This is a genomic window from Vibrio sp. V23_P3S9T160 (assembly GCF_963886625.1).
Taxonomy (GTDB): Bacteria; Pseudomonadota; Gammaproteobacteria; order Enterobacterales; family Vibrionaceae; genus Vibrio; species Vibrio anguillarum.
Genome location: NZ_CAWPDB010000149.1, coordinates 55474 through 69337, shown reverse-complemented (window position 1 = coordinate 69337; position 13864 = coordinate 55474). Strand labels below are relative to the sequence as shown.

Here is a 13864-nt window from a genome sequence, read left to right as displayed (position 1 = left end):
GCTATAGGATGAGTAAATTTATAATGGAAAATAAATAGAAATTTAAAAACTCATTAAATATTAAAGATTCCCGATAAAAAGACCTCGATATTATTAATCGAGGTCGACAGTCAATAGAAGGTGAAGAGGTTGGTTTAAAACAATTTACTCGACCAACCCAGTTTCTTTCTTAGCACGTGATAGTAGCTGTAATCTTTAGGATGAATGAGCTTTAGAATATTTGGGCTTTGGTAAATATGCACTTCATCACCGGGGGAAACCGGTAGGGATACTTGTCCATCGCAGCTAACTTCCTGTGTTCCGCGATTATCAGGCGAAACCAGCAGTTTTATCTGGCGGTTGCCATCCACAACTAGGGGGCGGCTTGAAAGGGTATGCGGGAACATGGGGACCAATGTAATGGCGTTTAAACTGGGGGATAAAATCGGCCCGCCGCCAGAAAGTGAATAAGCGGTAGAGCCCGTTGGGGTAGAAACGATAAGGCCATCAGAGCGTTGAGAAAAAGCGAAGCTATTATCTATATAGACTTCAAATTCAATCATATGTGCAATTTTGCCGGGGTGTAATACGGCTTCATTAAGCGCTGCATTATGACTTTTGACTTGCCCGTGACGATGAATTTCTGTTTCCAGTAAGAAGCGTTGCTCTTCTAAATATTCGCCATTGAGTACTGCAAGTAGCCTTGGTTGAAAATCTTCTGGGTTGAGATCGGTCAAAAATCCTAAATTGCCACGATTCACCCCAATCACGGAAATGTCGAAGCGTGATAATACGCGTGCGGCACCGAGCATATTGCCATCGCCCCCAACCACAACCGCAAGGTCTGCTTTTTTGCCGATTTCAAGCAGGCTAGCGAAATGTTCCGCAGGTACACCTTCCAATATTTCGCTGAGACGATCATCAATAAAGACCGGATATCCCATTGAAGTTAGCCATTGGTAAAGCTCTTTATGTGTCTGAATGGCTTGTTGATCTCTTGGTTTTCCAATGATAGCGATCACTTCAAATGGTTTTTTCATAAATTTTCCAAACTAATTAGGCTTGAATCAGGATTGTTCATCCCCATAATAAGGGCAAGTTATGCCTTTGTGCGAATTTTTGTGTGCTTAACTTTTTGAACTGTGGAGGTTAAGCGCAAAATAGTTGGATTCTGGAGATATCATGAACAACGAAGAAAACAAAATCAAAGAAGAAGAACTACAGCAAGAAGTAGTGGGTCAAGAAGCTGAAGTCGTTGGTACTGACGCGGATATCGATTGGAACGAACAAGTTGAAGTCGATGAGAAAGAGTCCCAAATTGCGCAATTAGAAGCGGCGCTACTGTCGAGCGAAGCAAAAATTCAAGAGCAAAAAGACTCGGTGCTAAGAGCGAAAGCGGAAGTTGAAAATATGCGCCGCCGTTCAGAGCAAGAGATCGATAAAGCGCGTAAATATGCGTTGAGCCGTTTTGCTGAAGAGTTGTTGCCAGTGTTAGACAACCTAGAGCGCACGATTCAAGCTGCTGACGCTGAGAACGAAGTGGTGAAACCGCTGGTGGAAGGTGTGGAACTGACACACAAAACTTTCATTGGCGTAGTTGAAAAGTTTGGCTTGAAAGAGATTAATCCTGAAGGCGAAACATTCAACCCAGAATTGCACCAAGCAATGTCAATTCAAGAGAGCCCAGATCATGAACCTAATACTGTGATGTTTGTGATGCAAAAGGGCTATGAGTTGAATGGCCGAGTGATTCGCCCTGCGATGGTCATGGTATCAAAGTAAAGAGTTGCGAAATAAGCCAAATGCTTTATTGGCGTTAATTTATTCAGTGCCAAAGAGAGGTGTACGTCGCCTCTCTTTTTTATGTCGAAATCGATTAATGTCGAGATAGAAACCTTCATTAAGTGATTTCGGGATTGAAAAAGTCGTTATTTACGCTGTTTAGTCGAAATATCATAACTTTTTTCAATTTTGCCCTTGAAAAGGTGCTGAGTGACCTTATTTATTGGGCATACGAGAAACGAACATCCTTGTTTAGTTTGTGAGTAAGGGTTGAAACCCTGTTCTCCCTCCCCCACATAGGGGGTAGCATAAAACAAAAATAGAATTTATTTGGAGATAGCCTGATGGGTAAAATCATTGGTATTGACTTAGGTACTACTAACTCTTGTGTTGCTGTTTTAGATGGCGACAAACCTCGCGTTATTGAAAACGCTGAAGGTGAACGTACAACTGCATCGGTAATTGCATATACAGATGGTGAGACGCTAGTAGGTCAGCCTGCAAAACGTCAAGCGGTAACAAACCCAACCAATACGCTATTTGCAATTAAGCGTTTGATCGGTCGTCGTTTTGAAGACGAAGAAGTTCAACGTGATATTGAAATCATGCCTTACAAAATCGTGAAGGCTGATAATGGCGATGCTTGGGTTGAAGCAAGAGGCCAAAAAATGGCCGCTCCTCAAGTTTCAGCTGAAGTTCTGAAGAAAATGAAGAAAACAGCTGAAGATTTTCTTGGTGAGCCAGTTACTGGTGCCGTTATTACGGTTCCTGCATACTTTAACGATGCACAACGTCAAGCAACGAAAGATGCAGGTCGTATTGCAGGTCTTGAAGTAAAACGTATCATCAACGAACCAACAGCGGCTGCACTTGCTTATGGTTTGGACAAACAAGGTGGCGATCGCGTTATCGCGGTATACGACCTTGGTGGTGGTACATTTGATATTTCAATTATCGAGATCGATGAAGTTGAAGGCGAGAAAACATTCGAAGTTCTAGCAACTAACGGTGACACACACCTTGGTGGTGAAGACTTTGATAACCGCATGATCAACTATCTCGTTGATGAGTTCAAAAAAGAGCAAGGCATCAACCTAAAAACTGATCCACTTGCGATGCAGCGTCTGAAAGAAGCCGCAGAAAAAGCGAAGATTGAGTTGTCATCAGCGCAACAAACAGATGTGAACTTGCCTTACATCACCGCTGATGCCGCAGGTCCTAAGCACATGAACGTGAAAGTGACACGTGCGAAACTAGAATCTCTAGTGGAAGACCTTGTTCAGCGTTCGCTTGAGCCACTGAAAGTGGCGCTGGCTGATGCAGACTTGTCTGTCGGCGACATTACTGACGTTATCCTTGTAGGTGGTCAGACTCGTATGCCTATGGTTCAGAAGAAAGTGGCTGAATTCTTTGGCAAAGAAGCGCGTAAAGATGTTAACCCAGATGAAGCGGTTGCTGTTGGTGCGGCCATTCAAGGTGGTGTGCTTGCGGGTGAAGTAAAAGACGTACTGCTACTTGACGTAACGCCTCTGTCTCTCGGTATCGAGACAATGGGTGGCGTGATGACTAAGCTGGTTGAGAAAAACACAACGATTCCAACTAAAGCGAATCAAGTATTCTCTACCGCTGAAGACAACCAAAACGCAGTAACGATCCATGTTCTACAAGGTGAGCGTAAGCAAGCCATGTACAACAAATCGCTAGGTCAATTTAACCTAGAAGGTATTCAAGCTGCACCACGTGGCATGCCACAAATTGAAGTTGTGTTTGACTTGGATGCGGATGGTATCTTGCACGTGTCTGCGAAAGATAAACAAACAGGCAAAGAGCAGAAGATCACTATCCAAGCGTCTGGCGGTTTGAGCGATGCTGAAATCGAGAAAATGGTCCAAGAAGCTGAAGCAAACAAAGAAGCGGACAAAAAGTTCGAAGAGTTAGCGACAGCACGTAACCAAGCGGACCAAATGATTCACGGTACTCGTAAGCAAATTGAAGAAGCGGGTGATGCTCTTCCTGCTGACGATAAAGTGAAGATTGAAGCGGCCATTACTGAGCTTGAAGAAGCGAAGAAAGGTGAAGACAAAGAAGCGATCGACGCTAAAGTTCAAGCGCTTATGGCTGCTGCTCAAAAACTGATGGAGATCGCTCAGCAAAAAGCTCAAGCACAACAAGCGGGTGAAGGCCAACAACAGTCTGCAGAAGACGATGTCGTTGACGCTGAGTTTGAAGAAGTCAAAGAAGACAAAAAGTAATTGATTGAGTTCCCTCCTTTTAAACGGGGAGGGCTAGGGTTGGGTGGCTCGCGAGTTTAACCCACCCTAACTTCTCTAAGAGAAGAATGAAATCAACGGTATGATGCGGGCGTTTGGGGTAACTCTTACGCCCGTATGTCTGTAATTAATGAAAACTCATTGGTGTCCATCTAACTAACAGTGTCTTTTTAGTTTGAATTCACTAGAATCTAGAACCATTAGTTAGGTCGATATAAACACCAAGCGGCAGCGTGTCGTTTGCGGTAACAAATTGGTGACGAAGAAGATGTCAAAACGTGATTTTTACGAAGTATTAGGCGTAGGCCGAGATGCCTCTGAGCGCGATATTAAAAAGGCGTATAAGCGCCTAGCAATGAAGTTTCACCCTGATAGAAACCAAGGGGATGACAGCGCTTCGGACAAGTTTAAAGAAGTAAAAGAAGCGTATGAAATTTTAACCGATTCGCAAAAGAAAGCGGCTTATGATCAGTACGGTCATGCTGCTTTTGAACAAGGCGGAATGGGCGGTGGCGGCTTTGGTGGCGGCAGTGCTGATTTTGGCGATATCTTCGGTGATGTCTTTGGTGACATTTTCGGTGGTGGTCGCCGGGGCGGTGGTCAAGCGCGTGCACAACGTGGTGCTGACTTGCGTTACAACATGGAACTGTCTTTAGAAGAGGCCGTTCGTGGTTGTTCGAAAGAGATTGAAGTGCCAACACTGGTCCATTGTGATTCTTGTGAAGGTACTGGCGCGAAGAAAGGCTCGTCTGCGCAAACGTGTGGAACCTGTCATGGTCACGGCCAAGTACAGATGCGCCAAGGATTTTTTGCTGTACAGCAAACCTGTCCGACTTGCCATGGTAAAGGTAAGATCATTAAAGACCCATGTAACGTGTGTCACGGACAGGGGCGTAAGCAAAAAACCAAAACGCTTAATGTTAAAATTCCAGCCGGTGTGGATACGGGCGATCGCATTCGTTTATCTGGCGAAGGTGAAGCGGGAGAAATGGGCGCTCCAGCGGGGGATTTGTATGTACAAGTTCACGTCAAAGAGCACCACATTTTTGAACGCGATGGTAACAACTTATACTGTGAAGTCCCTGTAAGTTTTGCTATGGCTGCACTTGGCGGTGAAGTTGAAGTTCCAACACTCGATGGTCGTGTAAACTTGAAAGTGCCAGAAGAGACGCAAACAGGGCGCATGTTCCGTATGCGTGGTAAAGGTGTGAAAGGCGTACGCGGTGGGGCGATCGGTGATTTGGTTGTCAAACTCGTAGTTGAAACACCAGTGAAACTGAGCGCGCGTCAAAAAGAACTATTACGTGAATTTGAAGAAACTTGCGGTGGTGAAGCGGCAAATAAGCATAAGCCTAAATCGGAAGGTTTCTTTAATGGCGTGAAAAAGTTCTTCGATGATTTAACCAGCTAATTCACTGTTGAATTATTATCTATCCAATAAGGCCTGCAATGCAGGCCTTATTCGTTCCAGATACAGGATGACTTTGTCCTCCCCTCACAAACGGAACATTTGTAGTGTTCTATTTCCAACATGCGCTTGGGGCTGATTCGTTGGTTGATTTCAATGTCATGACCTTATCGCTGGTTAGACATTCATCCTTGTCTTGGCCTCTGGTGCTCTGCGCCGTCGCGGTGATGGTGTAGCTACTGGTTGCGGAGCTGGCGACTGAAAACTGATAGCGTTCAGCATCGCTTTCACAGATGACGCAATTTCCCCCTGAAATGATCCCACTCCAGTCATAACCCTTATCGTAGTGATGCTCCAGTTCCAGTTGAATTCTCCCCATATCGGCGAGTGCGGTGGTTCGGTGCCCTTTTAAAACGTGCTTGGTATAACTTGGATAAGCGATTGCAGACAGTACGCCAATAATCACAACCGCAATCAATAATTCGATCAATGTCATCCCGAACGACCGCCGGTTGTGGTTGTTGCATTTAGAATTTCGAATCATCACGTGGAGTTCCTTGTTGATTTACCCGCTATTTTTATTAGGTGATAGCATTCGCGCAAGGTGAATTTTGTTTCATATTTTAATTACATAGGAATTTGGGAAATGGCTCGCGGGTTTACTTTACTTGAGCTGCTTATCACGGTTTCCGTTTTGTCTATTTTACTCACGATAGCGGCTCCCAATTTCAAACAAGTCAGTGATACGCAAAAGATGCAACGTTTAGCGGGTGAGATTAATGGCTTGATGATGAGCGCCCGTTCGGAAGCAGTAATGAGAAAGCAGCCGCTATGGGCGCATATTGTCATGTCGGGTTCGGTTAATAGCCAAGGTGAATGGCAAATCGTGCTGACTAATTCAGGAACCTATCCCGGGGGGCAAGTGATTTCATCGCTATCGGGGCAACCTTATCGCAATATTGAATTGGGGGTGAATTACCCGTCAAATCAGATCCATTTTGAAGCCATTAATGGCCGAGCTGTAAATGGGAGCCTTGATTTTTCAACACACCAAGGTGCACTCAAATTCACGACCTATAGACCTTCAGGACGAATGCGCCTATGTGGTAATGGAGGAGACTATTTTGGTTTTAAGCAGTGCAGCTAACATACCGAGAGCAAAAAAGCATACCTATAAAGCTCATATCGCTGAAACCAAGCAGATGGGGGCAACGTTAATTGAGTTCATGGTGGCATCCATGCTTGGCTTGATTGCGATAGCCATTATCGGCTCCGTATTCATTACTGGGCAGAAGGTAGCGACCGAAAGAGGCAAGGAGCTACTGCTACTGCAACAAGTGACGGGCGCGCTGCAATACCTCAAACAAGATATTCAACGTGCAGGTTATGATGGCGGTCATGGTAACTCACTCACGTTACTGGATAGCGATGATATCGTTTTTGTTTCGGCCGACCAATCAACGCTCGCGTATGCCTACCTTGATGATACGGGGGCAACGAAACAGATCAGAAATGTTGGGTTTGTCATGACTTCTGGCGCGTTGGGTGTCTGTGACAGGCCGACGTCTGTGATTTCAGGGGCCAAAACCGTTTCCCAAGCGACGGCTGGTTGCTCTGCTATTTTTGATATTAACCAGATTAATGTGACTCATTTTCAAGCCCAGCGAGCATCATTAGCGGCGAATGGTGTGAGCTCAGCCTACATGACGATCTCTATGGCAGCAGAGTTGGTGGGGGATAGCCGTGTATCAACATCATTTGGAGTGGCAATAAAACAAAGGAATTGGCAGTAATGAAGCAAGCTCAGCAAGGCGCTGTAACGTTATTGATCACCACGCTTTTGTTGGTGCTCGCTTTAGTGGTGGCATTAGGCTCCTACCGTTCGCTCTTTTTTCAGATCAAACGAGCACAAAATGAGGTGCAAGCGAGGCAACAGCATTGGCGAGCAGAAGGGGGGCTTGAGTGTGGTTATAGCCATATTATGAACAATAAAAATAGTTCAATTCCCAACAACCTCAATACCTTGTGTGTCGATTTAGAGTTAACGTACCTCTCTGCAGACCCTACTAACGCCAGTACACTTATGTCCCAGTATCAAATGACGACGTTGAAAAAGAACATTCTGTTTCAACGTGGGAGAAGTCCAGGAGCCATTCGTTCTACTTCAGACTTAATAGTGTTTGGCTCTACACTTATTTCTCCACCAGATCCCGGGCCCAAAAATAGTGATGGGAAATATGAATGCGCGGCTATCGCCGTTGCTAAATATGTTATTGCTACGGCGGGAGTGACAAATAATGGTGTTGGGAGTGCTATTCAAAAACCAAGCGCTGTTTTTGACAATAGTGCCGATTGCGCGCCGACGCATAAAACGAACAGTAGTTCACAAAGCGGTATTTGGAAAAATAGTCGCGGTCTTTATGAAGCAGTCGATGTCAAAAATGATATTTACCGAGATGAAACGCTAAACCCATTTAAAGATCTCTTTGGTTACGAACGGGGAGAATGGGAAAAAGCACGCGACGATACTGAATTTAAGTTCTTGAGTTACACAATGACTAGTGGTGATGTTGATTGTGTTTCGAAATTTAAAGGTGCTTTGGTTCTTGGTCAGCCGAATCAAGTATGGATTGATGGCAGTTGTCAACTGAACCAAGCATCGATTGATACAATGTCAACCATACAAAATGCTCATCCTGGGACTTACCTTTTTTTGCTGGTGCATAATGGCGTGTTAGGGATTCGAGGGAGTGGCAGCATTCAAGGGGGGCTCTTTCATTTTAACAGTGGATTTGCCGCTGATACGGCAAATTGGAATGGATTTGATACTGAACTCATCGCGGATCTCAATGCTAATTTTGATGCACCGATAAAAACATTGTACGGCAGCGCTACCACCTTGACGCCAAAGCACGCTACCTACTTACAGTCGGGATCTTTTCAATTTACCGGAGGAATGGCCTTTGATACCCAAGGTCAGATCGCACTATTTTATAACTCGCTACGTTTGCAATATAACAGTGATATTGAAAACAGCTTTTCCTTTTCGGTTCCACCTAGATGGCAAAAAGGTTCATGGAATGATCTCTAAACAACAAGGATTTAGCCTAATAGAAGTAATGATATCGTTTGTTCTAATTGGTGTTGGGGCACTGGGTTTGGTCAAATTACAAGTGTTGGTTGAACAAAAGGCGGATTTTGCCGTTCATAGTATCGAAGCACTACATTTGGCCGAACAAAAGTTGGAATGGTTTCGTAGCCGTGGCGCTTCTGCCGCGATTTCTACTCTCACGCCAGCGAATTTTGATAGTGATATTGTCAACGGACAAGATCACTCACATCCCTTTTATACACTCAGTTGGTCAGTACCAACGGTCTCTTTATCGGGCTCACTGAAAACCATTTATATTGAGTCCTATTGGCATGATCGTCAGGGAAATAAGCAGTCGGTTGAGCTGAAAACCATGATTTCGCAGTTCAGTGAGTTTGATTAGCGTCTCGATGCTTATACAAAAATGAAATATTTGATTTTGCAAATTGGTTACTGATTTGTAGGAAAAAAGAGCATAAGAATGTGTTTGGATTGTTGTGGTGGAATGCTATTTTTGCAAAATATGTCCCCGTTTTTGTAAAAAACTGTAGAAGCTTGTGCTTTGGTTGAGGCTTTTTTATAGAATAACCGACGATTAATAGGTCGGCTAAATAAATTGATATAGGCCTACAGCAGCAACATCACATATGGAGTTACGAATGAGTAACCAAGTCGTAAAACAAGCACCATTTCCGAAGCCGAGCGGTATGGATCGCTTTTTAAATTTTATTGAACGTGCAGGAAATAAAATTCCTGACCCTGCGATTTTGTTCTTCTGGGCATTGATTATTGTTTGGGTTTCATCGGCACTGTTATCGAATGTGACATTTGATTTGACCAACCCTCGAACGGGTGAAGCATTGCAGGTGAATAACCTACTGACAGGTAAAGCGCTCGCGAGTTTTCTAGCCAATATGGTGACCACATTCACCAGTTTTGCGCCGCTAGGTATCGTGCTGGTTGCCATGCTCGGTGTGGGAGTGGCTGATTCTTCAGGGTTTATCACTACAGGCCTTAAGAAAATGCTAAATTTCACGCCAGCGAAACTACTAACACCGATGCTGATTTTGGTGGCGATAGTGTCGCATACGGCTGCTGATGCTGGTTATGTATTGGTTATTCCTCTGGGTGGGATTATTTTCCATGCGGCAGGGCGTCATCCACTGGCCGGTATTGCAGCCGCATTTGCTGGTGTTTCTGGTGGCTTTTCAGCGAACTTTATTCCTTCTGGTATTGATCCTTTGCTCGCTGGTTTTACACAAACCGCCGCACAAATTTTGGATCCTCAATACATAGTGAATCCGCTGGCGAACATTTTCTTCACGGGTTTATCTTCGGTGATCATCGTCGCGATTGGTTGGTATGTTACTGAGAAAATTATTGAACCTCGTCTAGCGAATATGCCTGTCGATGAAGATACGGAAATAGCGCCTGATCTAGGAACATTCAGCGCAACGGAATCGAGGGCATTTCGTTTTGCTGGCTGGGCAATGGTGGTAGGTATTGCATTACTAGTAGCGGCTTTGATCCCAGAAAACTCAGCACTGCGTTCGCCTGATGGTGAGCTAACGGCCTTTTCTGCTCCAGTGATGAAGTCGATCGTTCCTTTGATTTTTATCTTGTTTATTATTCCGGGAATTGTGTATGGCCGAGTGGCTGGCACCTTTAAAAACAGTAATGACGTGATAAAAGCGATGTCTGGCACCATGGCTACGATGGGCGCATACATAGTGATGTCGTTCTTCTGTGCTCAGTTCCTATCAGCGTTTGGTCAATCTAATATTGGTACTATGTTGGCATTGTATGGCGCCGAAGGCCTAAAAGCGATGGACTTACCCGGCCAAGCAACGATTGTGGGGATGATTTTACTCACGGCTAGCGTTAATTTGCTGGTGGGTTCGGCCTCGGCAAAATGGGCATTGATTGGTCCAATTCTGGTACCTATGCTGATGGCGGTAGGGATTTCTCCCGAGCTATCGCAAGCGGCTTACCGTGTGGGCGATTCGGTTTCTAACATTATTTCTCCACTGATGGTCTTCTTCCCATTAGTCGTGGTGTATTGCCAACGTTATGTAAAATCGACGGGCATTGGCACCTTGGCTTCAATGATGATGCCTTTCTCCATTGCGATGCTGATTGGTTGGACGCTGTTCCTGCTCGCTTACTGGGCTTTTGGTATTCCGCTAGGGGTGCAAGCGCCTTACACATACAGCTTGTAGCGTTAACGTTATTTATCGAGTCTGAATTTAAAGCCCGCGAGTGTATCGCGGGCTTTTTCAATCTTATTTGTGCAGATGTTGCGCGTGAAATGCTAAGTGATCATCAATGAAACTTTGAATGAAAAAATAACTGTGATCATAACCTTTATGCATTCTTAACGAGAGTTGGCTATTGCTCGCTTGTGCAGCGGCGAGTAAGCGTTCAGGTTTAAGCTGTTGGTGTAAAAACGGGTCTTCCTCTCCTTGGTCAACCAAAATGGGTAAGGATGATGAGTGAGTAGTGAGCAATTCAACCGCATCGTATTGCTTCCAATCTTGCAGGTTATTACCAAGGTAGTGGCGAAATGCTTTTTGCCCCCAAGGGCAGTGTATTGGGTTGCTTATCGGGCTAAATGCTGAAATTGAGCGATAGCGTTGAGGGTTTTTCAATCCGATGGTTAACGCACCATGGCCACCCATACTGTGTCCTGCAATCGCTCGCTGTTGGTTTACGGGAAAATGTTGTTCTATTAAGGCTGGAAGTTCTTGCACAATGTAGCTGTACATTTGGTAGTGCTTATCCCAAGGCGCTTGAGTTGCGTTGAGGTAAAATCCTGCGCCAAGGCCAAAATCATACGCTCCTTGCGGGTCGTCAGGAACACCTTCACCTCTTGGGCTGGTATCGGCGGCAACAATCGCGATACCGAGCTTAGCCGCGCTTTGAAATGCGCCAGCTTTTTGCATGAAATTTTCATCGCTGCATGTTAAGCCGGATAACCAATACAACACCGGAACCGATTGGTAGGCCGCTTGAGGTGGAAGATAAATAGCAAAACGCATACTGCACCCTAGTACTTGTGATGAGTGCGTGTACTGTTTATGCCAGCCTTCAAATACTTTGGCTTGGCTAATGTTTTCAATGTGCATAGCAAGTTTCCCCACCCAGCCCTTTAAGAAAAAAGGGCTGGTTATTAAAGCTTATTGGTCAAAATGAATCACAGAACGAATACTTTCACCTTTATGCATTAAATCAAAGGCTTGGTTTATATCCTCTAAACCCATGGTATGGGTAATAAACTCTTGCAAACCAAATTCGCCAGCCAGATAGCGCTCGACAATGTGTGGCAGTTCCGAGCGGCCTTTTACGCCGCCAAATGCACTACCACGCCATACTCGGCCCGTCACTAATTGGAAAGGGCGAGTTGATATTTCTTGGCCCGCGCCAGCCACACCAATAATGACCGATTCTCCCCAGCCTTTATGACAGCATTCCAATGCTTGGCGCATCACATTGACGTTACCGATGCACTCAAAAGAAAAATCAACACCGCCATCAGTCATCTCAATAATCACTTCTTGGATTGGCTTAGTCAGAGTTTTCGGGTTCAGGCAGTCCGTTGCACCAAGCTGAGTAGCAAGCTCAAACTTACTCTCATTGATATCAATGCCAATAATACGGCTGGCACCGGCCATTTTTGCGCCAATAATGGCGGAAAGCCCGATGCCGCCTAGGCCAAAGATGGCCACAGTATCACCTTGTTTAACTTTGGCCGTATTGAGCACCGCGCCCATGCCCGTTGTGACACCACAACCGAGCAAGCAGACCTCTTCTAATGGAGCCGCTTTATTGACCTTAGCCAAGGAAATTTCTGGCAATACTGTATACTCAGAAAAGGTGGAGCAACCCATATAATGGAAAATGGGTTGGCCGTCTTTATAGAAACGTGTAGTGCCATCAGGCATTAATCCTTTTCCTTGCGTTTCACGTACTGCTTGGCACAGGTTGGTTTTACCTGATTTACAGAATTTGCATTCACCACACTCTGCGGTGTACAAGGGAATGACATGATCTCCTACCTCGACGCTGGTTACCCCTTCACCAATCCTCTCAACGATACCGCCGCCTTCGTGGCCGAGGATAACCGGAAAAATCCCTTCAGGGTCCTCACCAGATAGCGTAAAGGCATCGGTATGACAAACGCCGCTCGCAATAATACGCACCAACACTTCGCCTTTTTGGGGCAACATAACGTCAACCTCCTCGACTTTTAGTGGTTGATTTGGCCCCCACGCAATCGCCGCGCGAGATTTAATGAATTGATGTGATGACATAAGATTTTCCTTTGCACATTACTTGAAGTTTCAAGTGAGTTGGGGAGATTGACAGTATATTCCCTTCTTGAAATTTGATAATCGGTCTAAAATAAGAATCACTTTTACTTATCAGTAATAATTAAGATGGCGAGTTGGGAAGGCATTCATGAATTTGTTGCGGTGGCTGAAACTGGAAGTTTTACCGCAGCAGCGCACAAACTATCGACATCAGTAGCGAATGTCAGCCGACGTATTGCGCTATTAGAAGAGCGCTTGGCGGTAAAGTTGTTGCAACGTACCACGCGGCGAGTCTCCCTGACCGAAGCGGGTCAACTCTATTATCATCAGTGTCGGCAATTGGTTGAAGGCTTAGCGCAGGCTGATCTTGCTGTCACGCAGATGCAGCAAACGCCGTCAGGTTTACTGAAAGTGACCGCTCCGGTGACTTATGGTGAGCAGAAAGTCGCGCCTTTGCTGCATGAGTTTTTACAGTTACATCCTCAATTGGAGTTGGAACTGATACTCACTAACCAAAAATTGGATCTGATTGCGGAAGGAATTGATGTCGCCGTACGATTAGGGCAGTTAGATGATTCGAGTTTTATTGGCAAAAAGTTATCCAACCGACAACTGTTTGTCTGCGCTAGCTCTGACTATTTGGTGAAATATGGCACCCCCTATTCATTGTCAGAGTTGGTTCATCACCAATGTTTACAAGGCACTATGAACTATTGGCGATTTAAGGATCAGCAACGCTCTCGTGAAATCGGTGTTAAAGGAAAAATTAAATGCAACAGCGGTGTGGCGTTATTGAATGCCGCGTTGCAAGGGATTGGAATCGTACAATTGCCCGACTATTATGTAGAGCCGTATTTGCTCTCGGGTGAGTTGCAAGAAGTGTTACATCAGTACCGAGATGATCGTGAAGGTGTATGGGCCTTATACCCACAAAATCGCCATTTGTCCTCAAAAGTTAGGCTGCTGGTGGATTTTCTGGCAGAACGGCTATCGTCCGCTAACGGCAAAGGCTAGTGAAAGAGAA

The 13864-nt window shown here is 45.1% G+C and carries 13 protein-coding genes; 9 read left to right on the top strand and 4 right to left on the bottom strand.

From position 1 onward, the window contains the following. Nucleotides 1-134 precede the first annotated feature (134 nt). Nucleotides 135-1019, bottom strand: coding sequence for an NAD(+) kinase (gene nadK, locus AACU59_RS13790; protein ID WP_013857433.1), 885 nt, complete (start codon nt 1017-1019; stop codon nt 135-137). Between the two features lie 142 nt (nt 1020-1161). Between nadK and grpE the strand changes: the two genes are divergently transcribed. From grpE to dnaJ, 3 genes are all read left to right on the top strand, one after another. Then, complete coding sequence (gene grpE / locus AACU59_RS13785; RefSeq protein ID WP_038148829.1) at nt 1162-1761, top strand: nucleotide exchange factor GrpE; 600 nt, start codon at nt 1162-1164, stop codon at nt 1759-1761. Nucleotides 1762-2105: 344 nt separating this feature from the next. After that, nucleotides 2106-4013 (top strand): molecular chaperone DnaK, encoded by a 1908-nt coding sequence (gene dnaK / locus AACU59_RS13780; RefSeq protein WP_013857431.1) that lies wholly within the window; start codon nt 2106-2108, stop codon nt 4011-4013. 286 nt (nt 4014-4299) lie between these two features. Then, complete coding sequence (gene dnaJ / locus AACU59_RS13775) at nt 4300-5442, top strand: molecular chaperone DnaJ (protein ID WP_026027474.1); 1143 nt, start codon at nt 4300-4302, stop codon at nt 5440-5442. 109 nt (nt 5443-5551) lie between these two features. Here dnaJ and AACU59_RS13770 read toward each other — a convergent pair whose 3' ends face one another. After that, entirely contained in the window at nt 5552-5983 is a 432-nt protein-coding gene (locus AACU59_RS13770) for a type IV pilin protein (protein ID WP_026028109.1), read from the bottom strand. A gap of 102 nt (nt 5984-6085) precedes the next feature. Here AACU59_RS13770 and AACU59_RS13765 point away from each other — a divergent pair, with 102 nt between their 5' ends. The 5 genes from AACU59_RS13765 to AACU59_RS13745 all read left to right on the top strand — a co-directional run bounded on the left by AACU59_RS13765 (nt 6086) and on the right by AACU59_RS13745 (nt 10749). Continuing rightward, complete coding sequence (locus tag AACU59_RS13765; protein ID WP_017043370.1) at nt 6086-6586, top strand: GspH/FimT family pseudopilin; 501 nt, start codon at nt 6086-6088, stop codon at nt 6584-6586. Beyond that, a complete protein-coding gene (locus AACU59_RS13760) occupies nt 6564-7232 on the top strand; it encodes a PilW family protein (protein WP_094124938.1) in 669 nt (222 codons plus the stop codon). Before AACU59_RS13765 ends, AACU59_RS13760 begins: the two co-directional genes overlap by 23 nt. Next, a complete protein-coding gene (locus tag AACU59_RS13755) occupies nt 7223-8530 on the top strand; it encodes a hypothetical protein (protein WP_094124937.1) in 1308 nt (435 codons plus the stop codon). Before AACU59_RS13760 ends, AACU59_RS13755 begins: the two co-directional genes overlap by 10 nt. Further along, nucleotides 8520-8933, top strand: coding sequence for a type IV pilus modification PilV family protein (locus tag AACU59_RS13750; protein ID WP_017045593.1), 414 nt, complete (start codon nt 8520-8522; stop codon nt 8931-8933). The genes AACU59_RS13755 and AACU59_RS13750 overlap by 11 nt, the downstream gene beginning before the upstream one ends. Nucleotides 8934-9189: 256 nt before the next feature. Further along, the gene (locus AACU59_RS13745; RefSeq protein ID WP_019281153.1) at nt 9190-10749 is read left to right on the top strand and encodes an AbgT family transporter; all 1560 of its coding nucleotides are present in this window, start codon (nt 9190-9192) and stop codon (nt 10747-10749) included. A 63-nt stretch (nt 10750-10812) separates the two neighbouring features. Here AACU59_RS13745 and fghA read toward each other — a convergent pair whose 3' ends face one another. Continuing rightward, nucleotides 10813-11655 (bottom strand): S-formylglutathione hydrolase, encoded by an 843-nt coding sequence (gene fghA / locus AACU59_RS13740; protein WP_094124936.1) that lies wholly within the window; start codon nt 11653-11655, stop codon nt 10813-10815. A 51-nt stretch (nt 11656-11706) separates the two neighbouring features. Next, entirely contained in the window at nt 11707-12840 is a 1134-nt protein-coding gene (locus tag AACU59_RS13735; protein WP_047688923.1) for an S-(hydroxymethyl)glutathione dehydrogenase/class III alcohol dehydrogenase, read from the bottom strand. A gap of 126 nt (nt 12841-12966) precedes the next feature. Between AACU59_RS13735 and AACU59_RS13730 the strand changes: the two genes are divergently transcribed. Then, nucleotides 12967-13854: a LysR family transcriptional regulator gene (locus tag AACU59_RS13730; RefSeq protein WP_094144512.1), complete on the top strand. Its 888-nt coding sequence runs from the start codon at nt 12967-12969 to the stop codon at nt 13852-13854. Nucleotides 13855-13864: the final 10 nt, after the last annotated feature.